Below are 24,954 nucleotides of genomic sequence, written 5' to 3' on the forward strand. Positions count from 1 at the left end.
GAACTTCGCGGCTTTCTTTTATCGTACGCTCTAAAACTGAAACCGAACTGATGCAACAAACTGGTGCCCATAAACGCCGTTATTTTGCACATCGGCGCCAACGGAAAGCTGTGGCGTTGAGTGGAAACGACCGCCGACGCCAAACACAGTGTTGTTGTTGTCGTTATCAACTAACTGACCAATATGTGCATTGAGTTCAACCAAATCGGTTAGCCAAACGCGGGTACCCACGTTGACTTCGGTGAGCCATTCATCGCCGATGAAATCGCCAGACTCTGTTTTGACGTTGTGCACTAATAGCTGGCCGTAAATATCGGCAAATTGCCCCAGCGGCCCATTAAAGCCAACACCACCTGCAAAATCCCAGTCACCTTCAAACTCGCTGTCTGCGCGAAAGATAAAGTGCGAGTTTTGAGTAAAAAATGTAGTGAACTCCGCGCCAAATGTGCCGGGACTCATGCCCATACGAAATTCTAGTGAGTTGTAATTAAAATTGTTGGCACTCGCGCTGAGTGGCAGTAGGGTGCAGGTCGCCAAAAGCGCTAAAAGTAGCGTAGGGCGAACAAAGAACATGCGCATGGTTTCTCCAAAGCCTTCAGGGTATGACCAAAATAACAAGCAAGACGCGAACCATAACATAAATGCATTTATATATCATTGACCTATATGGCGATTCTTGATGTCTTGCGCCAACAGCTTGCCACAGCTATACCTAATGAGTGAATTATCGGCAATGAAGGTGGAGAAACTGATGGCAAAACGCGCACTCATCGTAATTGATATTCAAAACGATTATTTTTCTGGAGGCCAATGGCCACTGCATAACATGGAAGCCAGTGCCGAAAAGGCCGTGCAGGTGCTCGAGTATTCGCGGCAAAAAGGGGATTTAGTCGTGCATGTGTGTCACGAAAATGGACCGAATGATGCGTTTTTTGTGCCCGGCACGTCTGGTGTTGAGATTCACACCAGCGTGCGTCCAATAGGCGGGGAACACACTCTTGCTAAGCACCATATTAACGCTTTCTTAGAAACTGATCTTAAAGCACATTTGGATTCACACCAAATTCAGGAGGTCACCTTAGTAGGCAGTATGAGCCACCTCTGTATTGCGGCGGCGGCTCGCGCGGCCGCCGATTTTGGTTATACCGTGACCGTTGTTCACGATGCGTGTGCAACCCATTTGCTGCAATTTAATGAAGTTGTGGTCGCACCTGAAGCCGTTCAGGCGGCGAATATGTATGCGATTGATTTTGGTTATGGTCAGGTGAAAAGCGCAGAAGAGTACACCCGTGATTCTTGAGCTGGCAGATTCGTTGGTTTTAGCGATTTGCCTTCCTCTAAGAGAAGGCGACTTTAACTTCACCTATCAATGGGATAACGGTATGATTTAGCTTTGATCACCAACTCTGTATCCCATGTCTGATTCAATTGCCGCTTTGATGGTTCAAGGCACCACTTCTGATGCTGGAAAAAGCGTTCTTGTCGCTGGAATCGGTCGCATGTTAGCCAGGCGTGGCATTCGCGTTGCGCCGTTTAAACCGCAAAATATGGCACTCAATAGTGCCGTCACTCTAGATGGTGGCGAAATTGGCCGAGCGCAAGCGGTTCAAGCTCAAGCCTGTGGTGTGACGCCTTCCGTCGATATGAACCCAATTTTAATCAAACCAAGCAGCGACGTTGGCGCGCAAATTATTATTCAAGGCCAAGCAAAAATGAACTTGGATGCCATTGGATATCATGAATTCAAAAAAATGGCGCTGCCTTATGTGCTTGAGTCATTTACCGCGCTTAGCAAACAGTTTGATTGCATTATCATTGAAGGCGCGGGAAGTCCGGCTGAAATCAACCTTCGCGAAAATGATATTGCGAATATGGGGTTTGCAGAGGCGGCCGACGTTCCTGTAGTTATTGTGGCAGATATTGACCGAGGTGGGGTTTTTGCGCATTTGTATGGCACATTAGCTCTGCTGTCGCCTAGCGAACAGGCTCGAGTAAAAGGTTTCATTATTAACCGGTTTCGAGGGGATGTTGCGCTGCTCGAGCCCGGATTGCGCTGGCTAGAAGAAAAAACCAATAAACCGGTATTAGGCGTATTGCCCTTTTTGCATGGGCTCAATATCGAAGCGGAAGATGCGATAATCGATGCTCATTCAGCGGTAAAAAATAGCAAAATACGGGTGGTGGTGCCTGTTGTTACGCGGATCAGTAACCACACTGATTTTGACCCGCTACGCCTTCATCCAGATATCGACTTTCGCTATGTCGGAAAAGGGGAGTCGTTAGCTAACGCTGATTTAATTATCTTACCCGGCACCAAATCGACTCGAGCGGATCTGGCGTATCTGCGTGAGCAGGGCTGGGACAAAGAGATAGCAAAACATCTACGCTATGGTGGCAAAGTGATCGGTATCTGTGGTGGGTTGCAGATGCTCGGGCAAACAATTATTGATGAGAGTGGTGTCGAAGGTGAAGCCGGAACGAGTCAAGGGTTGGGATGGCTTAATCTTTCAACGAGCATGCAAGCGAAAAAGACCTTACGTCAGCGCCAAGGTTGTTTGACTTTAAATGGTCAAACGGTTTCGGTGCACGGGTACGAAATTCATGTTGGTCAATCACAGGTCACTGATGCGGCCCCGATTGAATTGGATGATGGAAGTGTTGACGGTGCATTGAGTGCGGATAATCAAATTTTTGGCAGTTATCTTCACGGATTGTTTGATTCTGAGCCAGCACTGGCATTGATTATTCAATGGGTTAATGACGAGCAAATTGCACCACAAAATATGATGCAAATGCGTGAACACGCGCTTGATCGAATTGCCGATGCCATTGAAGCCCACGTTGACCTTTCTTCATTGGGTATAGCGACAGCGCCCAGCTATCGTAAAGACAGAGTGATTGCCGATGGAGCCTCGCTGTAATGAGAGTACTGTTAACAGAGCAAATCAAGGTATGCGCAAAATGGGGTTATCACCATGGGATTAGTGCTATAAAAACGGCGTTAATCGCGGCGGTGGCAAGTGCTGCTTTGCTGAGTAGTGCAATGGCGAAAGCATCAGAACAGACGAAAAATACGGTTCATGTTTTTGCTGCGTCATCACTAACGAATGTGGTTCACGCGTTATTTGACGATTTTAATCGTCAGCAAGGTATCCATCTCGTTCCTGTGTTTGCAAGCTCTTCATCCATTGCGCGCCAAGTGGCCAATGGCGCGCCAGCTGATATTGTGATCCTCGCCAATCAGCGCTGGATGGATTATTTGGTTGACACGCAATGGGTATCTCGTGACGGTGTCACTAATTTCGCTAGTAATCGTCTCGTGACGATCACATCGAACGCGAATAATCAGGACTTCAATACGTCTTTTGATCTCACTAATCCGAAGGATTGGTTACAACGCTTGCAAGACTCACGCCTTGCCATGGGTAATCCACAGAGCGTTCCTGCCGGCACATATGCCAAACAAGCGTTAGAGTATGTGGGTATTTGGCCTCATTTGAAAGGGGCGACGGCGCCAACGAGCAGCGTACGAATGGCGCTGACGTTAGTGGAGCGTCAAGAAGTGCCACTGGGCATTGTCTATCAAACAGATGCGTTACAATCGAACAAAGTTGAGGTTGTCGCGTCCATCCCTGCCAATTGGCATGAGCCAATTCAATATCCAGCGGCCTTGATTTCCTCAACTGTGCATGCCAAAGCCTTTTTTGACTATTTAACATCAGAAGCAGCGCAGCGTATTTTACAACAGCAGGGCTTTACAACAGATGCACCATCCGCCGCAGCCAGGAGTGCGTTAAATAATGAGTGAGCTCGAACATCAAGCGATTTTGCTCAGTCTCAAAGTTGGCTTTTATGCGGTGCTTTGGCTTATTCCTATCGCAACGTTTCTCGCATGGGTACTTGCGCGCAAGGAATTCGTTGGTAAAAGTCTACTTGATAGTTTGGTGTATCTGCCATTGGTGTTACCTCCGGTTGTGATTGGCTATTTGCTGCTCATTTCGATGGGAAGGCAAGGCGTATTCGGCGGATGGCTGTATCAGCATTTTGGTTTAGTGTTCAGTTTTAACTGGAAAGGCGCGGTGTTGGCATGCATTGTGGTGGCGCTTCCATTAATGGTGCGGGCGATTCGCTTGGGATTTGATGGCATTGACCCGAAATTGGAGCAGGCAGCGGCCACTTTAGGCGCATCACCAATGCGTGTATTTTTCACCATTACCCTGCCATTATTACTGCCGGGCATCATCACTGGAAGCATGCTGGCATTTGCACGTAGTTTGGGCGAATTTGGCGCGACAATCAGTTTCGTATCAAACATTCCCGGAGAGACGCAAACGATTCCTCTTGCAATGTACACCTTTATTGAAACCCCTGGCGCTGAAAGTGAAGCGGCACGTTTGTGCATTATTTCAATTGGCATCGCACTAGTCAGTTTGTTGGTATCAGAGTGGTTAACGCGACGTGCGTCTAAACGCTTAGGAACGCGCTCATGAGTCAAACTCAGCAAATCGTCATCCAATTTCAGCACAAATTAGGGCATGCACAATTTGATATTGATTTGGTGCTGCCAGCTCAAGGAATCACGGCGTTATTTGGTCGATCAGGGGCAGGGAAAACCTCGATTATTAATGCGGTGAGCGGGTTATTGACGCCCGATTCGGGCCGTATCAATGTTGGTGGACAGGCGTTATTTGATAGTTCAAACAAAACCAACGTGCCAATCCATCAACGTCGAGTAGGCTACGTGTTTCAAGATGCTCGTCTCTTTCCACACTATAGTGTCAAAGGCAACCTTTGCTATGGGGTTAAGTCGTTTGAGCAAACACACTTTGATCAGATAGTCGATTTGCTTGATATTCGGCCACTACTTTCACGCTATCCGGCGTCTTTGTCGGGCGGTGAAAAGCAGCGCGTCGCGATAGGGCGAGCGTTGTTAGCAAAGCCCAATATCCTACTTATGGATGAACCATTAGCATCGCTCGATCTTCCACGTAAGCGCGAAGTTCTACCTTTTTTGGAGCAGTTAGCTCACTCAGTGAAGATTCCGATTCTCTATGTGAGTCACAGCTTGCATGAAGTGCTGCACTTAGCCAATTATTTAGCCATTATCGACGCAGGAAAGGTGGTTGCTAGCGGACCGGTCGCCCAAATTTGGTCGTCTCAAGCCATGCGCCCATGGCAATCTTTTGCGGAACAGAGCACCTTATTTGAGGCGCAAGTACTCGCGCAGCACGAGCAATATGCATTGACTCAAGTCTCGCTCGCCAATTCGGTCTCTATTTGGGTACAAAAATTGGCACTGGAGCCAAAGCACCCTGTGCGACTGCAAATTCGCGCCAGTGATGTGTCAATCACGCGAGTGCGCCCAGAGCAAACCTCAATTCGAAATATTTTACCGGCAATTATCACGCAAATTGAGCGCCACGGTGATGATGTCAACAAAGAGTCCGTATCGATTCAACTGCAGCTAGGGACAGAATGTTTACTTTGGGCGACAATAACGCCTTGGGCATTGGCCGAATTAGCGCTAAAGCGTGGGGATGAGGTATTTGCTCAAATTAAAGGGGTCAGCGTGACGCAACGTGATGTCGCAACACCTGCGCTAGTGCGGCAGCATTAAAACGTTTTTGGAAAGGAAATGAGCGCAGCAAAATACTGCGCTCATATGATTATTTTTCAAACACGTCTTTGAAATCACGCTTTAGAATGGGATCGCGGCGCGCTTTTTTCAATTGCTTGATCATATCTTTGACGCAATTAAACAGCACTTGATCCAAAAGCTGTGAACGGTACTCGTCTTTTTCTTCGTCCGTCATATCTTTTGGCAGATTTAACGTTGGAAATTCTTCCATCACATTCAAACCTGCAAACGCTTGGCTTACAGAGACCAAAGCGTGAAATTGCTCAAAATTATCTAAAATATTTTGCGCACTGTTCGGTAAGGTGTCCCACTGCTCGCGAACCGCCTCTTCAGAGACTTCATGAATCGAGGTCACCATTTCGTACATTTCTTGAGGAACTTGATCAAATTCAATCACTTGACGAAGTTCTGCAGAAATCGTACTCAAATCGATAGGCTGTTTTTCTTGGTTGTTTGACTCTGACATTCTACTGTCTCTTACTGGAAAAACCGGAATAGTAAGTATATAGCAATAAAAGTCAATGAATTAAGACCCTTCATATGAATACGTGAAGCGAACTAGGTCTAGGGACCTATGGTTAAATCCTCGCCTCACTGGTAAACCACGTCATTCTGGCTGAGCCATGTATCTTGAGGTTGAGTATATTGAGCATTCGATTAGGTAATTAATGCAACAAGTTGGGTAACATAAAGGAATAATTGGCAGAGCTATGTTATACCTTGTATAGGGAATACAAATTCAAGGTGAATGGATGTCAGCAGGATCTTCAATGCGTATCTTATTAGTTGATGATGTGGCGGTGGTTCGAATGCAACTCGCGATACGCTTAGAGCAGCTCGGGCATGAGGTCAAAGCGGTTGATTGCGGGCGTCAGGCGTTAGAGTCTTATGAAGAGTTTGATCCTGAATTGGTGCTGCTCGATGTTTGTATGCCTGAGATAGACGGGTTTGAAGTTTCTCGCCGCATACGGAGTGAATTTCCTGATTGGGTTCCCATCATTTTTTTAAGTGGTTATGACGAACCTGAAATGATAGCGACCGCCATTGAGGCGGGGGGCGATGATTATTTAATCAAGCCAGTCGATAAGCTCATTTTGCAATCCAAACTCATTGCTATGCAGCGGATTGCTCAAATGCGTCGCGAGCTCAAACAGACCACTCAACAACTGCATCAAATCAATAAAAAACTTCAGCAACAAGCCAATGAAGACGGGTTAACCAAACTCTACAACCGTCGATTTATTGATAATCAGCTTGATGACCTTATTGCGTGGCATGGGCGTCATCAAATGCCGATGGGTTTAATTATGCTCGATGTCGACCATTTTAAAGCATTTAATGACAACTATGGCCACATTCAAGGCGATCAATGTTTACAAGCGATAGCACAAATTCTGGATGCACTTTTTACGCGAACAGGGGAATACGTTGGTCGCTACGGTGGGGAAGAGTTTGTCATTTTGCTTGGTAGCATCAACACAGAGAAGCTCGCGAAACAAGCACGACGGATACGAGAGGCGATTCACCAGTTGGCTTATCCACACCAGCACTCGCAGGTGAGTGACATTGTGACGGCGTCACTTGGCGTGTTGTCTTTAATGCCTCGCGGGAATGAATCTCGTCAGGCGCTTTATGAGATGGCAGATAGCGCGCTCTATCAAGCAAAAACGCAAGGAAGAGATCAGCATGTTTTGCGAATAGAAGGGGAAGGGCAAAAGCCGCATTTAGCCGTGGTTAAATGAAGATGGCTAATTGAGCCTAAGCGTTTGAAAGCATAACTCGGTTGCGTCCGGCGTTTTTGGCTTTGTATAGGGCCTCGTCGGCGCGTTCTTTTACTGTGTCGACGTCACGTGTTTCCAAACTGTCGCAAACCCCAATACTGATTGTCACACTGACAGCTTGTGACTCTGGTTTATTTTTGCGCCTTTGTCGCTTACCTTCCGTTGAGCTCTCTGGTCGCATTTCAACGTTGCGGATCATCATTTGATAATTGGCAATTTCTTCGCGCAGTTCTTGCAAAATGGGTTCAGCTTGCTCTGCGGTACGGTTTCTAAATAAAAGAGTAAATTCTTCTCCACCATAGCGATAGACACGAATAAGGCGAGATTGACGTTTGGCAAGGCAGCTAGCCACCAACTTTAAAACATCATCGCCTGTTGCATGACCGTAAGTGTCATTAAATTTCTTAAAATGATCGACATCAACCATGGCGATTGAGAACTTTCGTCCCAACTGTTTTACATCAAGATCCAACATGCGGCGACTTGAAAGCCCCGTCAATGCATCCATGAACGCAAGTACATGACTGGCTGAAACCAGATAAATAATGATGAGCAGAGCACTTAAGGTAAACATAGTGCTTGATATGTATCGAACATCAAAAAAAATAAACGTCGCCGTCGACATAACAACAGACGAGTAAATCGCGGCCTCAAGTGTTCCGTTATAGCGTAGCAATATCATGGCAGTGATCCCAACGACCGCAGAGCAGTAGAGGATCAAAACCACCGGAAGATGCGAAAGCTTAGGCTCAACAAATAAGAGCCCTTTAGACCAGTTGACTAGTGTACTCTCTTGAAAATGCGTTATTAGTAAATAGGACCAAAACACAAATAGCGCTAAAATTAAGAAATACAACATGACCATGCGCGGCTGTAAACCTTCTCGTGGAAAGCAATAGACTAACGCGGCGGCGACAGGAAGTAGAAAAGTAAGAAGTGAAAGTTCAAGCAGTTTGTTGTCAACACTCAAAGGCACTTGTAAGCGCTGCTGTATCGTAAGATAGCAAAGAAACAACGCGATGCTTAACATCGCCATTCGCCCTTGTTTGAAGAGAAATGCCAACATAAAGGCGGTAAAAAGTAACCCATAAGGCAGGCTTGAGGCGAGGCTCTGATTATCACGCGTGATTGCGATGATGGCGTCCATACCAAAGTAAGATCCCGTTAATAAAAGCAGCGGGATAAAAATCCTAAAATGACTGTGATTTGCAATCGAGGATGTCATCGTTTACTCATACCTGACGAACTGTATTTCCGTGTGTTTTTATCAATGAATGGCAACCATCGATAGTATCACTCAATGCTATACCCAAGTAACCTCACTAGGATAAGGCTATTTGACAAATTGCCAAGCTTTTTACCCGTTTTGTACCATATATTTCTCGTATTTGGTTAAATTTAATTCAGTCAATAAGTAATATTTGAAGAATCCATGTCATAATAGAGAGAGTTCGTTAAAGGAAGCGTGAAAATGCAAATTAGTGTTGATGTTCATAACTATATGGAAACATTGGTTGGTCAAGTACTAGGGCAAGAGCAGTATACGGAGCGTTTTGACTCAGAGCAGCTAGCGGATATTGCCTGTTTGGCTCTTGTTCAGCTGAAACCTATCTACATTCGTCACGATATTGATTTTTTGAGCGCGCTACCAGAAACTCGTTTAGTTCACTTTAAACAAAGCTGTCAGATTGCGGTTGATAATGCGCTTGAGATGATCATCAATGACCGTCGAAAAAATCGGACTATGGACAACCTTCCCGTGGTTTTCTCGCACGTGCACCCTGATGAAATGTTAGAATTAGAGTGGTTTGAAAAACCAATTCTCGAATTTTATCGCAAAAAAGAGTAAGTTTTTGGGTGTTAGAATAGCCGCACAAGCGGAAACCAAGTTCACGCGAAAATTGAACATTTGCGTACAAATTCGATTGATAAATGAAAATGAGGTTGTTGTGGGATTTTTTTCACGTTTATTTGGCAGCAAGACCGACAAATCACCCGCTGCAGAAGTTGAGCCAGTCGAGTATAAAGGTTTTAAAATATATGCTCAGAGCCAAGAGGAGCGCGGCCAGTATCGGATCGCCGGCCGAATTACCAAGCAATTTGATGATGAAGTAAAAACGCATCAATTTATTCGTTCAGATATGTTTGCCAGTCAAACGGATGCAGATGAACTTATGGTAAAAAAAGCGGAAATGTTTATCGATCAAATGGGCGATAAGATTTTCGGTTAAACCTAAGGTTTGAACAGCACAAAACGCCTCGCTATATGCGGGGCGTTTTGTTATTGGTCAAAATGTTGTTTGGGTTATATACCCAAGTAACCTCAAGATGCATGGTTCAGCGAGAATGACTTGGTTTGTCAGTGAGGCGAGGATTTGAAGATTGAGTGGTTCTCAATCGAAAATCGTCAACAAAGCTGATGAGCCAAGACAGCTCGCCCTTTGGGAGCCAATCACTGAACCGATAGCGGCGTTAAACAACTTGAAAATAGACTGGCTATTTCGCTGCGTTGTTTGCCTTGCTCTCTGCTCAGTGAGCCGGCTCTGAATCCAGCATCTTGAAGTCACTTGGGTATAGAGAGGCTGTTGGTACGACGACAAATCACGCCACTCCAAATTTTTTTGAATTATCACGCAACGAATTGATTGCAATCATCTTTATTAGAGCCATTCGCTTATATGCTGATGGTTCTTTTTGTATTTATCGTTTGTGCTCAATGATACCCGTCCTACTTGAAGTTGCAGCAGAGTTGACGGGCACTCACAAACCTCATCACATAGTGTATCTATGTTCACGAAGTGCTCAGAGGCTTTGTTCGCTGCTCGCCTACCAGCACTTCAAGTTGTTTGGGTATAGACAAGTCGGCTGAAGGCGTTAGCGGAAGTCGCCACAATAAAATTTACGGAAAGAAAGTTTCACGTAAGGACGGCGTCACAGCCAATTCAGGTGAAACATTGCGGTAACTCATCTGGTTTGACCTGCATCTGGTTGACTTTTTGTTGTTTATTTTCAATAAATACAACGCTGCTCACTTGAACTGAGTGGAAAAAATCCAGAGTTGCCGTATTTTTATTACAGGTTCGATAAAATGTCGAAGCAAACTCATAGCCAATAAATGAGCGCTAAAGACCATTAGTCAGGGAATATCTATGCAAATTGGTGTACCAAAAGAAAGCCTCGCCGGAGAGACGCGAGTCGCTGCCACGCCCAAATCGGTGGAGCAGTTAATTAAACTAGGATTTGACGTTGTTGTCGAAGCCGGAGCTGGCGTTCTTGCTAGCTTTGAAGACAATGCTTATGTTGCCGCAGGCGCAACGATTACCCCAGCCGAGCAGGTTTGGAACAGCGATCTTATTCTGAAAGTCAACGCCCCTTTGGTGAATGAGACCATTGATGAAATTGCGTTGATAAAAGAAGGTGCTAGCCTGATTAGCTTTATTTGGCCTGCGCAAAACCCTGAGTTAATGGAACAACTATCAAGTAAAAACATTAATGTGATGGCGATGGACGCTGTGCCGCGTATTTCGCGTGCTCAAGCACTAGATGCATTGTCATCAATGGCTAATATCGCAGGTTATCGAGCTGTGGTTGAAGCTGCGCATGAGTTTGGTCGCTTTTTTACTGGGCAAATCACTGCCGCCGGTAAAGTGCCGCCAGCGAAAGTGCTTGTTGCAGGCGCAGGGGTTGCTGGTCTTGCAGCGATTGGTGCAGCAGGTAGCCTTGGCGCGATTGTTCGTGCTTTTGACGTACGACCAGAAGTAAAAGAGCAAGTGGAGTCGATGGGCGCCCACTTCCTAACCTTAGATTACGAAGAAAATTCTGGCTCTGGTGATGGTTACGCCAAAGAAATGTCTGACGAGTTTAACCGTCGCGCGGCTGAGCTTTATGCGGCGCAAGCGAAAGACGTCGACATAATCATTACCACAGCGCTCATTCCGGGAAGACCTGCTCCAAAATTAATCACCAAAGAAATGGTCGATTCAATGCAAGCGGGCAGCGTTATCGTTGATTTGGCCGCGGCGAATGGCGGTAACTGCGAATATACGGTAGCAGATAAAGTCATTACGACAGCAAATGGTGTCAAGGTTGTCGGGTATACCGATATGGTGGGCCGTTTGCCAACTCAATCTTCTCAGCTTTACGCCACTAATATTGTTAATTTACTCAAACTGCTTTGCAAAGAAAAAGACGGCACGATTGACATTAACTTTGATGATGTTGTTTTGCGCGGCGTGACCGTGGTGAAAGAAGGTGAAGTGACTTGGCCTGCGCCTCCGATTCAAGTATCTGCGCAACCACAAGCCCAGCAAGCGGCTGCAAAGCCTGAGCCAAAAGTCGAAAAACCTGTATCTCCAGTGAAGAAAATCGCAGGTCTTGTTGTCGCGATAGGCGCATTTGCGTGGATTGCTTCGGTGGCGCCTGCGTCTTTCTTGATGCATTTCACTGTATTTGTCCTTTCTTGTGTGATCGGCTACTACGTGGTTTGGAACGTGACACATGCTTTACACACACCGCTGATGTCAGTGACAAACGCCATTTCAGGCATCATTGTTGTTGGCGCGTTGCTGCAAATTGGCCAAGGTCATGGTGGCGTTACTTTCTTGGCATTTATTGCCATTTTAATTGCAAGCATCAATATTTTCGGTGGCTTTACGGTTACGAAACGCATGCTTGAAATGTTCCGTAAAGACTAAAGAAGGGAATCATTAATGTCTGCTGGATTAGTACAAGCGGCGTACCTCGTTGCTGCCGTATTTTTTATCTTAAGTCTCGCCGGATTATCGAAGCAAGAATCTGCCCGTAATGGTACGTATTTTGGTATTGCGGGTATGGCTATTGCACTGTGCGCCACCATCTTTAGCCCTGATGCAGAAGGGTTTGCATGGGTTATTCTCGCCATGATCATTGGCGGTGCTATCGGTATTTTCTACGCCAAGAAAGTAGAAATGACCGAAATGCCAGAATTAGTGGCTATTTTGCACAGTTTTGTGGGTTTGGCTGCGGTATTAGTCGGTTTCAACAGTTACATCGAGCCGCCCGCTATCGCAAATGTTGAAAACTTGCTCCAAGCTGAAATTGACGCTCATCATGTCATTCACCTTGTTGAAGTTTTCCTTGGCGTGTTCATTGGTGCGGTGACGTTTACCGGTTCTATTGTTGCCTTCGGTAAATTGCGTGGTGTGATCTCATCTTCGCCACTTAACATTCCTCATAAACACAAATGGAACCTTGCGGCTCTGTTGGTTTCAGCAGCGCTTATGGTTTATTTTGTTAAAGCCGATGGTAGCATGTTTGCGTTGATTGTCATGACGCTTATTGCATTTGTTTTTGGTTATCATCTAGTTGCATCGATTGGCGGCGCAGACATGCCCGTTGTCGTCTCTATGCTGAACTCTTATTCAGGTTGGGCAGCAGCAGCAGCTGGTTTCATGCTGGCAAACGATCTGCTGATTGTAACCGGTGCGTTAGTCGGCTCTTCAGGTGCGATTCTTTCTTACATCATGTGTAAAGCAATGAACCGTTCGTTTGTCAGTGTTATTGCCGGTGGTTTTGGGCAAGAAGTTGTCATTTCAAGTGATGAAGAGCAGGGCGAGTATCGTGAAACTACGGCAGAAGAAGTTGCTGAACTATTGAAAAACTCAACCAACGTTATCATTACCCCTGGATATGGCATGGCAGTCGCTCAAGCACAATATCCTGTTCACGACATCACTGAAAAGTTGCGTGCCAAAGGCGTTAACGTACGATTTGGTATTCACCCCGTTGCAGGTCGGTTACCGGGTCACATGAACGTATTGCTGGCAGAAGCGAAAGTACCTTACGACATCGTACTTGAAATGGATGAAATCAATGATGATTTCAGCGATACAGATACGGTTTTGGTCATTGGCGCCAATGACACGGTAAACCCAGCTGCGCTTGAAGATCCAAATAGCCCAATTGCAGGCATGCCTGTATTGGAAGTTTGGAAGGCTCAAAACGTCATTGTGTTTAAGCGTTCGATGAATACCGGATACGCAGGTGTACAGAACCCGCTGTTCTTTAAAGAGAACACACAAATGCTGTTCGGTGATGCGAAAGAGAGTGTTGACGCAATTTCAAAAGCGTTGGCGGTATAACAAATCAATACTCAGTTGAGTCATTGATTGTTGAAAAAGCTGGTTTGTGCCAGCTTTTTCATTTTATACCCAAGTCATTTTCGCTGAACTGTGCATCTTGAGGTGACTTGGGTATAAGTGATAGGGTTACTAAATTGACAATCTATTGTATAGTCCGCTTTATTTCTCATGCTGAGATGACAGCGGTAACTTGTGACTCGATTAGTAAACTTCGCAATAGCGTCATGGTTATGCTTTGCCTCGCACACCGCTTTTGCTAATGCCTTACCGGAAAGAATCGACCATTTCGTTGATCTCTTTGATTATACCAACGCACAAATTCAATATGACATTCGTGATCTTCAAGTAACTTATCCAACAAGCTTACTGGCCCCCGAGTCATTACTGCCTCAGACAGCAAAATACCCCCTGAAAGATGTTCAGCGTTTGTATCAACTCGCTAAAACATGCAAGGGTAAGTTACCGCTAAGCCCACTTATTACTGAGCCACTCGTTTTCACTCGCGCGATGTGTAATAACCTAATGTTGACACCCGCTTGGTTTGCACGTGGTAATCTTCTGCATCCAGGCGGTGGAACGTACGCAGCTCGCTACGTCGAACGTTACCCAGAAACCTATGATGCACTTAAGCAGTTTATGCATATTAAGGAGCGAGATAATCGGGAAGGGGATCCTTTATTGGACCGATTGATTTCGATGGACGATGAAACAATAGACGCGCTTATTTCTGGTGCGTCAATGCTCAAACACCAAGATGAATACTGGCTTCGGCAGGGGGATCAGTATTACGTGTTCCCCGATGATGTTTGGCAACAAAATGTTGAACGAGCCGGGCTTGCGGTTCAAGAAAGTTGGCAAACAGCCAATTGTTTTGTCAGGCGTGGAAACCTGTGCTGGGATCTGGAAGATCATTCCGAATTATTGCGGATCTCGATGATCGTCTTGATTATTGCGAATATCGCACTCGTTGCAGGATGGTCTGTTTATCGATGGAATTCAAAGCGTCAAGAGCTGCGCAGTCGAATGTTGGTGTTGCAAATCCTTACGCATGAGCTTCGTACGCCAATCGCCAGTTTATCTTTGACTGTCGAGGGTTTTCGGCGAGAATTTGAACATTTGCCAGAAACGGTGTACGACGAGTTTCGGCGTCTATGTGAAGATACTCGTAGGTTGAGACAACTTGCGGATGCGAGTAAAGATTATCTTCAATCTGATAACCAACCACTAGCAACACAATGGGTGCCTTCCGTACGCGAGTGGCTCGAATTTCGGGTTGAAGATGAATTCAATGCCGACATAAAAATTGAAATAAATCAGGATCGCGCGGTCAAAATCAATGTCTATTGGCTTGGAACTTGCGTGGATAACCTCATTCGTAACGCATTGAAATATGGCGTAGCGCCTGTGACATTGGTTGCAGAAACGAACGAAACGGAATTAGTGATTAAGGTCATTGACCAAGGAACCTTGACCAGTAAAGACTGGGCAGAATTGCGCAAACCTTTTGTCAGTAAAAGTGGCTTAGGGTTGGGCTTAACAATTGTAGAATCGATGGTCGGTCGTATGGGAGGCAAAATGTCGCTTATTGGCCCGCCGACGACATTTATTTTGGAGATACCTTGTGAAACCGACGTTGCTACTTGTTGAAGATGATAAAAACCTCGCCGATGGCTTACTCGTAAGTTTGGAACAAGCGGGTTACCAATGTTTACATGCTGAACGCATTGCCGATGTGGAGGCGCTCTGGTCAAAAGCCGACTTGGTCATTCTCGATAGACAGCTGCCCGATGGCGATTCGGTTGAGCATCTGCCTCACTGGAAAAAAATCGCGAACTTGCCAGTGATCCTATTAACCGCCTTAGTCACAATCAAAGACAAAGTGACAGGTCTTGATGCTGGGGCGAATGATTATCTAACCAAACCGTTTGCTGAGGCAGAGCTTTTTGCACGTATTCGCGCGCAACTTCGCAGCCCAGAAGGTAGCGACCAAAATAACGGCGATAAAGTTATTACTGATAACTTAGAGATTGATCGTGCAACGCGCGAAGTTATCTATAAAAGCGAATTTGTAACTCTGACACGCACCGAATTTGATCTGTTAATTTTCCTTGCAAGCAATCTTGGCCGCGTTTTTACTCGCGATGAGCTTCTCGATCACGTATGGGGTTATAACCATTTTCCTACAACTCGGACGGTGGACACGCATGTTTTGCAATTACGCCAAAAATTACCTGGATTGGAAATTGAGACACTTCGTGGCGTCGGTTATAAACTCAAGGGTTGATACATAGTGAAGACGTGGGTTTGGTTAGTGGCGTTCGTTGGATTAAGCGCGCCACTTTATGCGGCAAATGAGCAATGGTTTGAACATAACACCGCGCTATCTCAAGCGCATCAGCATTTGCTTGAGAATGATATGCCCGGGATGTATCAGGCGCTGATTGAAGTTTGGCAAACGGCGCCCAATACCATAACGCAAAACCACTTAAGTGAATTATTGGCGCATTCGTTAACTTGGGATTGCGGTCAATCATTGGCGGCAAAACCACTTCCAGATTGGATCTCTGCGCTTAAACTAACTCGCCAAACCATTGAAAGCCCAGGCCGTAAAACGTATCGCGCGATTGTTGATATTACTAGCGTCGAAGATGTTGTCGATATTGAACTCACGCGATGGCCAGATAAGGAACTGTCGGGCGAACAGCCGATTAACTTGATAGACGCTGATGGGATTCAAACCGAACAAAACAATAGTGACAACGTCACCAATTTTAAAGAGCGACAGCATCAAAAAGTGTATTCACTTACAAGTGAACTAGAAGCAGGTCTGTATCGACTTGCAGCCACGTCTCATGATGGAAATAATTGGTCGAGCTGGGTCATTCTTGAAGAGTCTCAACCTGCGATGGAACTGCGCTGGACAGCACAAAATAGCTGGCAAGTTCAGCGAACTCAGTTGCGTAATGTGAAGTGCCCATTACCACAGCTTGTGGTTGGACTATTTGACTACCAGAATGGTGAATATCAACAAATTTGGCAAGCGAGCTATGAGTCTGATTATCCCACCACATTTGATCCCAGCTCGGCAATTCCCGATAAGCGCTATATTTTAGCGGTCAGTTTAAATACTCGGCGCTGGCAGGGCGATATTGTGATTGAACATCGACAAACATTAAGTCGAAACTACGAACGATCACAAGCTACAACACAAGAGTGAGACATCCCATTTAACTTGCGGTAATATTCAACCTAACTTATTAAAAATATTCAGATATTCAAACCAGCTGAAGTGACGCTTGAGCGAGAGACAATTCGAGCCCTGGTGAACTTCATGAACATGGACACGCTATGTCGTTGGGGCGAATAGGTGCCGTTAACGCATCAAAATGAGTTTAAAGGATTACCCAAGAATGAAAACCAATCAATTAACGGCAGTAATACTGGCGACTACTGCCTTTAGCAGCGTTGCACTTGCCAATAACTACGCTATTGAAGCGCGTGGGGATGCGATGGGTGGCGTCGGTGTTGTCTCAGGAAATTACCTCACGGCACCTTTCTATAATCCCGCGTTAGCGGCTATCTATCGTCGTAACGATGATGTCGGTATGATCACCCCAAGTATCGGGCTAAGTTATAATGACCCTCATAAATTGGTTGACCAAATTGATAGACTAGGGGATTTGATTCGCACTAGTCCTGGCGGCGCAGACACAGAAGCCGCATTAAACGCGATAAATGGCGATGAATTGAACTTTGAACTTGGCGGCGTGGTCGCATTTGGTCTTCCAAATCAATATCTTGCAGCAACCATTTATGGTAAAGCGTATACCGAATCTTTTGTAACACCGCGCATTGATACAGAGGCTGCCAGCCCCGCGATGAAGGCAGAAAATAGTGTTGTGGACGCAGTCAGTATTGGTATTGCCGAAGTTGGGATCTCTCTAGCCAAATATCAAACGTTTATGGGGCAACACATATCATTTGGTGTGACGCCAAAGCTTCAGCGAGTCTATACCTATAGCTATGTTGATACGTTTGCTAATTATGACACCAGCGACATTCGAGCAAATGAAACCGCTGAGACCGTTTTTAACCTTGATGCAGGCGGACTGTGGTTTTTCGGACCATTCCGCGCAGGGTTAAGTGCTAAAAACATCATCGGCCGAGACATTAAAACAAAACACTACGATTTTAATACGAGCGGCAAAGTGTGGAATATTGGTTACGAATATAGCATGAGGCCTCAATTTACCGTCGGTGCAGGCATCGTAGCTGACTACTTTACGTTTAGTGTTGATTATGATTTGAATGAAGCGAAAAAATTCTCTTCTTTTGATGATAATACTCAGATGTTGAGAGCGGGTGTTGAAGTCGATTTACTTCGCCAAATTCAGTTGCGGGGTGGTTACATCATTAACACCGCGCGTGATACGGACAACACCATCACAGCCGGTATTGGCCTTAGCCCATTAAACTTAATCGAAATTGACATTGCGGCTCGATATACCAATCCAGACGCGATGGGGGCATCAATTAATTTTCTTGCGACCTACTAAATCCAGCGTTATAGTCACCGGCTCCGATCAGGAGCCGGTTTCGTTACGGGCAAATCCTTTTAATTATTCCATCATCGAGGTGCTCCATGTTTGACGACATTCCAACGCTATCACACCAAGAACAGCAAGCCGCGGTTGAACAAATTCAAACGCTAATGGCTCAAGGGATCAGCACTGCAGAAGCAATTAAAATCATTGCTCAAAAAATTCGAGCTGAAAAAGCGAATGAGACAACCAAAGCCGCCGAATAGTGCGGCTTTATTTTAACGCTAGCCTTTTGAGTTACGCTGTCACCTAATGAAGTAAAGCCTATTCACACCAGTAACAATCTGCAGATTTATTAACCCCTTCCAATACAGTTCCTTTTGATTCGGTATCAGCTTCTTTAATTAACACTTCAATGATTGTCCATATCAGCTCCATTTGAGCTTGCTGTCCCGTTCGTTACAAAGAGAGAACATTTACCCGCATAGATTACCTCTGTTCAGAGGCTTTGTAGGGTTGCTGCTCATTAACAAATTCGCGCCGCCCAGCTAGCGTTACCATAAGGGTAGGTGAGTATCTCATAAGCCTCGTATCGCTCAGTTTTCGTCTTCGAGAACCCCTAAATTTCGAGTCAATATAATTGACGCTGCATGTTTTTTGTCTCACTCAATAACTCTTTAGCAGAAAACCCTGTAATTCACTCAACCTTTAACGTATTTAAAATCAATAAGTTAGTTTGCGGTTAGTTTTTTATTCTGGTGGAGTTGCGAGTAATAAAATAAATGTCGTGAAGTCGATGCTTGATTGAATGTAGTTATTCGGCAGTAGATTACTCCAAAATGAGACAGTGTCACTTTGAAAAGATGCGACAATTAGTTACGTCGTCACATTTGAAGGGTGAGTCGTTAGGCGATTGGATATTGCGTTTAGAGTGTGAGACCCAAAGTCCGTCGGCGTTCATCCATTGACGTAGAGTTTCTTTAGATACAGCGATGTTGCGTCGTTTAATTAGACGACCACGAGCAGTGTGCGCGAGACTTTGAGCACCGATAGTAGAGAGTCGATTGAGAAAATGCCGGATATGAAGAACAGACACATTTAGAATAACTACAGCATCAACTGACGTAATCGCTTTTCACGGACGTCAGACAGAACCTTAAATCGATAAATATCTTTTTTACTCATCGTAATCAACATCGCTTAAAGCCTCAAAGCAAACAACGTTGTTATCTTAGAAGGACATTTTATAGTGACTAAAAACAGACATTACCAAATTGCTCCAACAATCCTGGTGCGTATTATGTATCGTATGGTAAATCGCGGTTACTGGTGCTGGATTGCTTGTAAGGCATTGACTAGGCGAGGGTTTTTGTATTTGTCGTCGATTAAACCGTACACGACATTTTGATCGTCTTCTTCTAACAAATCGGCGATTTTGAACGCCAACTCCCAATCGAGAACACTGCGCTCTGAGCGGTAATTTCCGATGCGGCTAGTGCTAACCCCTAACAACTTAGACAATTGATAGTCAGACTTCAATGACAGCTTGTTTTTGACACGGTCGAGTAACATATTTGTGTAAGTCATAGGAGGCAACCTCTTTGCGGTAATTGTTAAATTCTAGGCGATCAAAATGTCGATTGCACTAAGGCAAGTGCGGTTGCCTAGGCAATTAGATTGCAATATCGTTATTCGCAACACAAAAACGCTTGCGGAGGCGATACACATGGCAGTGACACACCAACCAACTGAAACGGGTTTGAGCATCATTGATAGCATCAAGCGCCGTTATTTTCCCAATGGATACCAATCTAAGCCGCGTTCGGGCGGCGTCGATTACCGATTTACCCCAAAAGGCCAAGCCGAGTATCGCCGAGGCTTTAAATTGTCTATGGCTCGCCTAGTGTCGCAAGGGGGTGAGGCATGAAAATTTGTTCTAAAAAAGACTATCGCGCCCTTGAGGTTGAGCTTGATTATTTATGCAAGCGCACAAGCGTGATTAGTGTTTACAGCATTATTGACGAATTGCACGACGACACGCCGCAAGCGTTTCGATTGGCGTTGCTGATTGGGCGAAACTTGCGCGATAAGCGTGATCTCAAAGGTGGCTGTATGGCCCCGCGGCAGGTGTGCTCTCATGAGCTTGAATCTCGCTTAAAGGCGCATTACACCAACCGAATCCGCAAGCAAGATGAAGCGCCCGAAATGGGCGCGGATTCTTCCTTTAACCGCTTGTTTCCTCGGGGTGTGTAATGGCGATTGTGCGCGTTGAAAGTAACGAAACCTTTCTTGAATTGGCGGAGCCGCTACCGTTTAAGCCTCATCGTAACTTTTATGTCGCGGTGGCGCAGTGTGAAGCGGAAGCGGGTCAAGCCGTGTCTTACATTAATCCATCAATTGCGATTGTGCCGTGGACGGGTGACAAACGGTTGGTGATCTACGCATGAATGACACTATCGCCCAATTTGCGCCGCAAACCGAACCTTTGCGGCAAAACCAAATCCTCTATGCCCTCGGCGGGTTGAAAGATTCGACCAAGGCCCGCCAAAACATTACCGCGCAAACGTGCGGTTTTTTTGCATCCAATTTTGACCAGTGGAATGACGAACAGCAAAAACGCTTTTATGAGGCGGAGCAATTAACCCCGTTTCGCGTCAAAGCGATCTCGGAACACCTCCGCGAAGCGGCGGCGGTAGCCGAAAGTAATAGGCTAGTCAAAGGGCGCAAAAGTCGGACAGACTTTTTCAGCCAACAAAAGGCCGCGAAAGCGGGCTTTGATGCCTTTCCCCGCTTAAAAGGGCGTTTGCAAACGCTGGATAAAAAAGCGCGCGCCGAGTATGACGCGCGTTCGCATCACAATGCAGACAATTTCGGCAGCGACGGCGCGGCGGTGCGCTCGCACAGCAACAAGCAATCATTGATTGCTGATAAGCCACTGGTCAAATTGCAACTTCAGGCGCGTGAATGGTCGGGTCAATACCGACTGCAACAAACCGTCGAAACGCCGTGCGGCAACGCGCCCGAGGCCAACGGCGGCGAGCGCTTTACCGAGAAATTGACCTCGCGCGCGGTCAAAAACATTTTCGAGGCGGGCGCGTATGTGGCGACCTGTCACGGCGGTTTTCAGACGTTTTTGACTCTCACACTGGACGGTGCCGCCCGTGAGCGGGTGCTCTCGGGGATGGAATACACCGACGACGGCGCGCCGTTCTCGCCTGTCAGTTTTAAGCAAAATTTCGCGGTATCGGTGGGCGATGTAGCGGGGCCATACACTGCGCTGGAATGGTATCGCGGCAAAATCAAACGCAAAACCGCGATGAATGAATGCGGTGAAATCGCGGGGCCATACTCGCCAATTTTCGCCAAACCCGAAAAGCTGTGGGAGGTTGTGGGCGCAAAGACCACGATAGGCGCGGAAGTGTCGCGCTTTATCAATGCGTTGAAAAAGTTTCGCAAGCGTGGCGGCGTATTAACGGCAACTGAGCGTTGCCCCGAGTCGGGCCGCTTGTTTTCGCCTGTGCCAGCGGTCAAAGCGTCATTGCTGCCCGAAAAGCGCGACTTTCATTACATTTGGGTCGCCGAGTCTCCCGCCAATGACCAAGGCGAACCCAATTTGCATGTGCATTTGTTAATGGATTGGAGTGTGCCGCAAGCGCTGTTTGCTTCGTGGGCGGCGCGCATTGAGGAGTTATGGGGCAATGGCTACGCCAACCTAAAGCGCATCAAAAAAAGCGACGCGGCGAGCAGTTACATCATTAAAGCGGTCGGGTATGCCGCCAAAGGGGGCAACGCTGACCAAGGGCTGATCCGTGGCAATCGCTACAACATTGCGCAATGTTCCCGCGCGCCCAAATGGGAAGTGCTCGAAAGTTTTGAAGCGGGCAACATGGCGGGAATTTTAAGCGAGTTGGGGCATAAGCTCGCGATGTGGCGCAAGCCGATAGAGCGACGCATCAAACGCCTAGAAAGTGCCAAGCAAAGCACGATTGTGTCTATGGCCATCAACAAAAAAGCGGTGAGCGGCGAAAAACGCGCCGAGCAGTTGCGCGCCAGGTTAGAAAAAATCAAAGCCGCATTAACGGCGGCGCGCGAGGAGCGGCAAAGCAAAGGCGTGTTTGTCAGTGCCAACAACCGTTTTTCAATGACCTTTGAGCGCGGCAGCGAAGACAAGGTAAGCGATTTTTTGTGTTGGGCGGCGGGGGCGCGCGGTTGGTCAATGCGTCCGTTGTCGGGTGATGATTATATTCGTGATATTCGCGCGGCGGCGCTGGCGCAGTATCACCAAACGAAAACGCGCTTTGATGACAATCAAGCGCTTTGGCAGTCGGTTTTAAATGATCCATTGATACCGATTGAAATTACCCATGAGCAAGCCGAGCTGGAGCGGGCTTATTCATGGCATTTATACGAGGAACACGGCGCAATGGTGCGCGCATAACGCAGTAAGGAATACAGTTATGAGTCAGTTAGAGCAGGTAACACAAGAATTAGAACAAAACATTAAAAACAATGGCGCGGGGGCGCGCTGGCGCTTGCTGCTGGTCTGGATGCGCACGGTTAATGCGATGATTCGTCTTCGCAACACGCCCGCCAATGACGATGATTATGCGGAGGTGGTGTGATGATGCCGCTCACCGAAACGCAGTGCAAACAAGCCATTAACGCAATGGACATCGGCGACCAATTGGCTGAAAGCGTCGAAAAGGAATTGGCGCTATTAAAAGAGCTGGATACCAAAACGCTAATGAGCAAAGCAACCAAAATGCTCATGACGGGCAATTTGTCGGTTGAGGCGTTTGGCATTTCGCCGCAACTCTTTGGACACATCGAGCAGCTCACCACGATTAACAACATGGCGCGCAAAAAGTACCGCGAGCAATTGGCGGCGCAGTTGCAAGCGCTTGAAGGGGTAAGCAATGGCGAATAAATACCCCAATCCGGTGCGGGGGCGGGTTCACTGCCCCGTTTGCAACACCTCGTCAACCGTTCACGTGGTGGGTGAGGGTCGGTTAATTGCTGAGGGTGAGCCGATTAAAAACGGGCGCAACTTGGGTTTGTATTATTACAAGTGCGATGAGTGCGGTAATTCGGCGATAAGTCGCCGCGTTGATGAATTTGTGCGTCAAAACATGGTTGTTGAGGGCGAGCCGTTGCCCGCCTTGCAAACCAACGCGCCAACCGAACCACTAACCGCTAACCCCGCCGATCTCGAACCGGAGCCAACCGACGCGCCCGCCGAGGTCGCGCCGCCTGTGGTGGCTGAGATGGAGGGGCCAACCGTGCCCCAAGCGCCCGCCAAGCCTGATAAACACTGGTTAAAAGCGTTGCTCGCCGCGCTCGCTGTGGCGGCGCTGCTGCTGTACGCCGTGCGCCAATTGCAACCGAAAGCCGCAACCGAGCCAACCGACAATCAAGGAATGTTATCCAATGGATGAAACCGAATTTGACGCCGACGTGTCGGCATTAGAAGACCAACCCGCCGCCGCCGAGATGGGCGACGAATGGGGCGCGATTATCAACCAAATTGAACGCGATGAAGTGGCGGCGCTGCCCGTCGAGTTGGCAGCCAATGAGGACAGCTATCACGATGCCGATATGATGAGCGGCGCGCTCTCAGTGCTGTTTACCGTTGCCGAGCAAGCGACCGCGATAATTTCGGGGGTGGATTTTGAGTTTGACGAAAAAGGCAAGCAAGCGGTGACTGAGGCCGCGCTGCCCGTGCTGAAAAAGCACGGCGGCAAATTAACCGCATGGTTTGGCGATTACGTTGAAGAAGGGGTGTTGGCGCTGGCGCTGCTGTCGCTGGTTTACAGCGCAAAGAAAAGCATTGCCACGGCGCAGCGGGCGCAACTTGAGGAGCAAAAACGCGATGAAAAAGAAAAAGCCGCTTAATTTCCCCAACCCGCGAAACTCGAACCCGTCACACGATGCCGAACATGTGATTTATGTCGCGGGGACGGGTGGCGGCAAAACCTCGGCGGTCAAACATTTGGACTTTATTCCCAAGGGCGCGCAAGCGGTGTTTTTTGATCCTTATCGAAACTATGCGGGGGGCAAATTTCGCGGGCAAATGTGCAAGGGTGTGAGCCGTCGCGCGGTGTTTGTGAAAGCGCTGGTTGCGGCGCGGCGGGCAGGTCAGCCGTTTAAGTTGGCGTATATTCCCGAGGGCGGCGCGTGTGACGACGAATTGGAGTTTTTCGCCTCGGTAGTGTGGGCGGTGGGCGACGGTCAGGCCGCGCGGCTTCATGTGGCGATTGAAGAATTAGCAAGCTGTGTCGAAACCTCGGGCAAACTCAAAGGCAAGGCGGGCGAGCTGTGGCGCGGGGGTCGTCAATATGGCTTGGTACTGCATTCTGTGTTTCAGCGCGGGCAAGAAGTCCCTAAAACCGTGACTGAGCAATCGCCCGTTTGGTGGATTGGCGCGGTGAACTCCATGGCAGACGCGCGCTGGCTTGCTGATAAAAAGGGGCTGGACGTGCAAACGGTCGCGGCGCTGAAATCCGCTAAGACCAATAAAGCGCAAATCGGCAAGCCTGTGGCTGAATATTTGCTGGTTAAAGACGGCATCGGCAACGTGAAAAAAGGCGCGTTTAACTGCGCGACGGGTCAATCTGTCGCGTGAACCCTCTCACAAATCAACCTATAGGTTAGCCGCTTAACCTATAGGTTAAACCCTCTGGCGCATCCTACCGAATCGGCCCCTAATGAAAGCGAACTTTCACACAATGCAGCATTAAGGGGCAGCATGAAACAACAACATAAAAACTTAGCAATCGCGGTCGTCGTGACCTTGCTTGTGATTGCCGCAATCAACAACATTGGCGCGCTATCGGGCGTGAAAGACACTATCAACGGTGAAAAAGGCTGGTTCTAAT

General features: G+C 47.2%; 29 protein-coding genes. 25 read left to right on the top strand and 4 right to left on the bottom strand.

Annotation, left to right across the window (positions count from 1 at the left end; genetic code table 11):
* Window positions 1-30: 30 nt before the first annotated feature.
* The gene (locus HGP28_RS10545) at window positions 31-573 is read right to left on the bottom strand and encodes a hypothetical protein (RefSeq protein ID WP_168836546.1); all 543 of its coding nucleotides are present in this window, start codon (window positions 571-573) and stop codon (window positions 31-33) included.
* Between the two features lie 106 nt (window positions 574-679).
* Between HGP28_RS10545 and HGP28_RS10550 the strand changes: the two genes are divergently transcribed.
* From HGP28_RS10550 to modC, 5 genes are all read left to right on the top strand, one after another.
* A complete protein-coding gene (locus tag HGP28_RS10550; protein ID WP_246225683.1) occupies window positions 680-1,300 on the top strand; it encodes a cysteine hydrolase family protein in 621 nt (206 codons plus the stop codon).
* A gap of 115 nt (window positions 1,301-1,415) precedes the next feature.
* Window positions 1,416-2,921 (top strand): cobyric acid synthase, encoded by a 1,506-nt coding sequence (locus HGP28_RS10555; protein WP_168836425.1) that lies wholly within the window; start codon window positions 1,416-1,418, stop codon window positions 2,919-2,921.
* The gene (gene modA / locus HGP28_RS10560; protein ID WP_168836426.1) at window positions 2,921-3,808 is read left to right on the top strand and encodes a molybdate ABC transporter substrate-binding protein; all 888 of its coding nucleotides are present in this window, start codon (window positions 2,921-2,923) and stop codon (window positions 3,806-3,808) included. The genes HGP28_RS10555 and modA overlap by 1 nt, the downstream gene beginning before the upstream one ends.
* Entirely contained in the window at window positions 3,801-4,490 is a 690-nt protein-coding gene (gene modB, locus HGP28_RS10565; RefSeq protein ID WP_168836427.1) for a molybdate ABC transporter permease subunit, read from the top strand. Before modA ends, modB begins: the two co-directional genes overlap by 8 nt.
* The gene (gene modC / locus HGP28_RS10570) at window positions 4,487-5,617 is read left to right on the top strand and encodes a molybdenum ABC transporter ATP-binding protein ModC (protein WP_168836428.1); all 1,131 of its coding nucleotides are present in this window, start codon (window positions 4,487-4,489) and stop codon (window positions 5,615-5,617) included. Before modB ends, modC begins: the two co-directional genes overlap by 4 nt.
* Window positions 5,618-5,666: 49 nt before the next feature.
* Here the strand turns inward: modC and HGP28_RS10575 are convergent, their stop codons facing one another.
* Window positions 5,667-6,104: a DUF3069 domain-containing protein gene (locus HGP28_RS10575; protein ID WP_168836429.1), complete on the bottom strand. Its 438-nt coding sequence runs from the start codon at window positions 6,102-6,104 to the stop codon at window positions 5,667-5,669.
* 286 nt (window positions 6,105-6,390) lie between these two features.
* Here HGP28_RS10575 and HGP28_RS10580 point away from each other — a divergent pair, with 286 nt between their 5' ends.
* Window positions 6,391-7,380, top strand: a complete 990-nt coding sequence (locus HGP28_RS10580) for a GGDEF domain-containing response regulator (RefSeq protein ID WP_168836430.1) — start codon at window positions 6,391-6,393, stop codon at window positions 7,378-7,380.
* Between the two features lie 16 nt (window positions 7,381-7,396).
* Here the strand turns inward: HGP28_RS10580 and HGP28_RS10585 are convergent, their stop codons facing one another.
* The gene (locus HGP28_RS10585; RefSeq protein WP_168836431.1) at window positions 7,397-8,644 is read right to left on the bottom strand and encodes a GGDEF domain-containing protein; all 1,248 of its coding nucleotides are present in this window, start codon (window positions 8,642-8,644) and stop codon (window positions 7,397-7,399) included.
* A gap of 246 nt (window positions 8,645-8,890) precedes the next feature.
* Here HGP28_RS10585 and HGP28_RS10590 point away from each other — a divergent pair, with 246 nt between their 5' ends.
* From HGP28_RS10590 to HGP28_RS10630, 9 genes are all read left to right on the top strand, one after another.
* Window positions 8,891-9,268, top strand: a complete 378-nt coding sequence (locus tag HGP28_RS10590; protein ID WP_168836432.1) for a late competence development ComFB family protein — start codon at window positions 8,891-8,893, stop codon at window positions 9,266-9,268.
* 100 nt (window positions 9,269-9,368) lie between these two features.
* Entirely contained in the window at window positions 9,369-9,650 is a 282-nt protein-coding gene (locus tag HGP28_RS10595; protein WP_168836548.1) for an HlyU family transcriptional regulator, read from the top strand.
* A 918-nt stretch (window positions 9,651-10,568) separates the two neighbouring features.
* Window positions 10,569-12,113, top strand: coding sequence for a Re/Si-specific NAD(P)(+) transhydrogenase subunit alpha (locus HGP28_RS10600; protein WP_168836433.1), 1,545 nt, complete (start codon window positions 10,569-10,571; stop codon window positions 12,111-12,113).
* A gap of 15 nt (window positions 12,114-12,128) precedes the next feature.
* Window positions 12,129-13,538, top strand: coding sequence for a Re/Si-specific NAD(P)(+) transhydrogenase subunit beta (gene pntB / locus HGP28_RS10605; protein ID WP_168836434.1), 1,410 nt, complete (start codon window positions 12,129-12,131; stop codon window positions 13,536-13,538).
* A 192-nt stretch (window positions 13,539-13,730) separates the two neighbouring features.
* Window positions 13,731-15,185, top strand: coding sequence for a sensor histidine kinase VxrA (gene vxrA, locus HGP28_RS10610; protein ID WP_168836435.1), 1,455 nt, complete (start codon window positions 13,731-13,733; stop codon window positions 15,183-15,185).
* Window positions 15,160-15,822, top strand: coding sequence for a response regulator transcription factor VxrB (gene vxrB, locus HGP28_RS10615; protein ID WP_168836436.1), 663 nt, complete (start codon window positions 15,160-15,162; stop codon window positions 15,820-15,822). The genes vxrA and vxrB overlap by 26 nt, the downstream gene beginning before the upstream one ends.
* 6 nt (window positions 15,823-15,828) lie before the next feature.
* Window positions 15,829-16,755, top strand: a complete 927-nt coding sequence (locus tag HGP28_RS10620; RefSeq protein WP_168836437.1) for a DUF2861 family protein — start codon at window positions 15,829-15,831, stop codon at window positions 16,753-16,755.
* Window positions 16,756-16,948: 193 nt separating this feature from the next.
* The gene (locus HGP28_RS10625) at window positions 16,949-18,094 is read left to right on the top strand and encodes a conjugal transfer protein TraF (protein WP_168836438.1); all 1,146 of its coding nucleotides are present in this window, start codon (window positions 16,949-16,951) and stop codon (window positions 18,092-18,094) included.
* 86 nt (window positions 18,095-18,180) lie between these two features.
* The gene (locus HGP28_RS10630) at window positions 18,181-18,345 is read left to right on the top strand and encodes a YoaH family protein (protein WP_168836439.1); all 165 of its coding nucleotides are present in this window, start codon (window positions 18,181-18,183) and stop codon (window positions 18,343-18,345) included.
* Window positions 18,346-19,402: 1,057 nt separating this feature from the next.
* Here HGP28_RS10630 and HGP28_RS10635 read toward each other — a convergent pair.
* Window positions 19,403-19,666, bottom strand: coding sequence for a transcriptional regulator (locus HGP28_RS10635; RefSeq protein ID WP_168836440.1), 264 nt, complete (start codon window positions 19,664-19,666; stop codon window positions 19,403-19,405).
* Between the two features lie 139 nt (window positions 19,667-19,805).
* Between HGP28_RS10635 and HGP28_RS10640 the strand changes: the two genes are divergently transcribed.
* The 10 genes from HGP28_RS10640 to HGP28_RS19355 all read left to right on the top strand — a co-directional run bounded on the left by HGP28_RS10640 (window position 19,806) and on the right by HGP28_RS19355 (window position 24,953).
* Window positions 19,806-20,006: a hypothetical protein gene (locus tag HGP28_RS10640; RefSeq protein WP_168836441.1), complete on the top strand. Its 201-nt coding sequence runs from the start codon at window positions 19,806-19,808 to the stop codon at window positions 20,004-20,006.
* A complete protein-coding gene (locus tag HGP28_RS10645; protein WP_168836442.1) occupies window positions 20,003-20,332 on the top strand; it encodes a hypothetical protein in 330 nt (109 codons plus the stop codon). Before HGP28_RS10640 ends, HGP28_RS10645 begins: the two co-directional genes overlap by 4 nt.
* The gene (locus HGP28_RS10650) at window positions 20,332-20,526 is read left to right on the top strand and encodes a hypothetical protein (RefSeq protein ID WP_168836443.1); all 195 of its coding nucleotides are present in this window, start codon (window positions 20,332-20,334) and stop codon (window positions 20,524-20,526) included. The genes HGP28_RS10645 and HGP28_RS10650 overlap by 1 nt, the downstream gene beginning before the upstream one ends.
* Entirely contained in the window at window positions 20,523-22,517 is a 1,995-nt protein-coding gene (locus HGP28_RS10655) for a hypothetical protein (protein WP_168836444.1), read from the top strand. The genes HGP28_RS10650 and HGP28_RS10655 overlap by 4 nt, the downstream gene beginning before the upstream one ends.
* A 19-nt stretch (window positions 22,518-22,536) precedes the next feature.
* A complete protein-coding gene (locus HGP28_RS10660) occupies window positions 22,537-22,701 on the top strand; it encodes a hypothetical protein (protein ID WP_168836445.1) in 165 nt (54 codons plus the stop codon).
* A complete protein-coding gene (locus HGP28_RS10665; protein WP_168836446.1) occupies window positions 22,701-23,006 on the top strand; it encodes a hypothetical protein in 306 nt (101 codons plus the stop codon). Before HGP28_RS10660 ends, HGP28_RS10665 begins: the two co-directional genes overlap by 1 nt.
* Complete coding sequence (locus tag HGP28_RS10670) at window positions 22,996-23,514, top strand: hypothetical protein (protein ID WP_168836447.1); 519 nt, start codon at window positions 22,996-22,998, stop codon at window positions 23,512-23,514. The genes HGP28_RS10665 and HGP28_RS10670 overlap by 11 nt, the downstream gene beginning before the upstream one ends.
* Window positions 23,507-23,971 (top strand): hypothetical protein, encoded by a 465-nt coding sequence (locus tag HGP28_RS10675; protein ID WP_168836448.1) that lies wholly within the window; start codon window positions 23,507-23,509, stop codon window positions 23,969-23,971. The genes HGP28_RS10670 and HGP28_RS10675 overlap by 8 nt, the downstream gene beginning before the upstream one ends.
* Complete coding sequence (locus tag HGP28_RS10680) at window positions 23,949-24,701, top strand: hypothetical protein (protein WP_168836449.1); 753 nt, start codon at window positions 23,949-23,951, stop codon at window positions 24,699-24,701. The genes HGP28_RS10675 and HGP28_RS10680 overlap by 23 nt, the downstream gene beginning before the upstream one ends.
* A 123-nt stretch (window positions 24,702-24,824) precedes the next feature.
* Window positions 24,825-24,953, top strand: coding sequence for a hypothetical protein (locus HGP28_RS19355; RefSeq protein WP_281355554.1), 129 nt, complete (start codon window positions 24,825-24,827; stop codon window positions 24,951-24,953).
* Window position 24,954 lies beyond the last annotated feature (1 nt).

The sequence above is a fragment of the Vibrio agarilyticus genome, assembly GCF_012641465.1.
Classification (GTDB): domain Bacteria; phylum Pseudomonadota; class Gammaproteobacteria; order Enterobacterales; family Vibrionaceae; genus Vibrio; species Vibrio agarilyticus.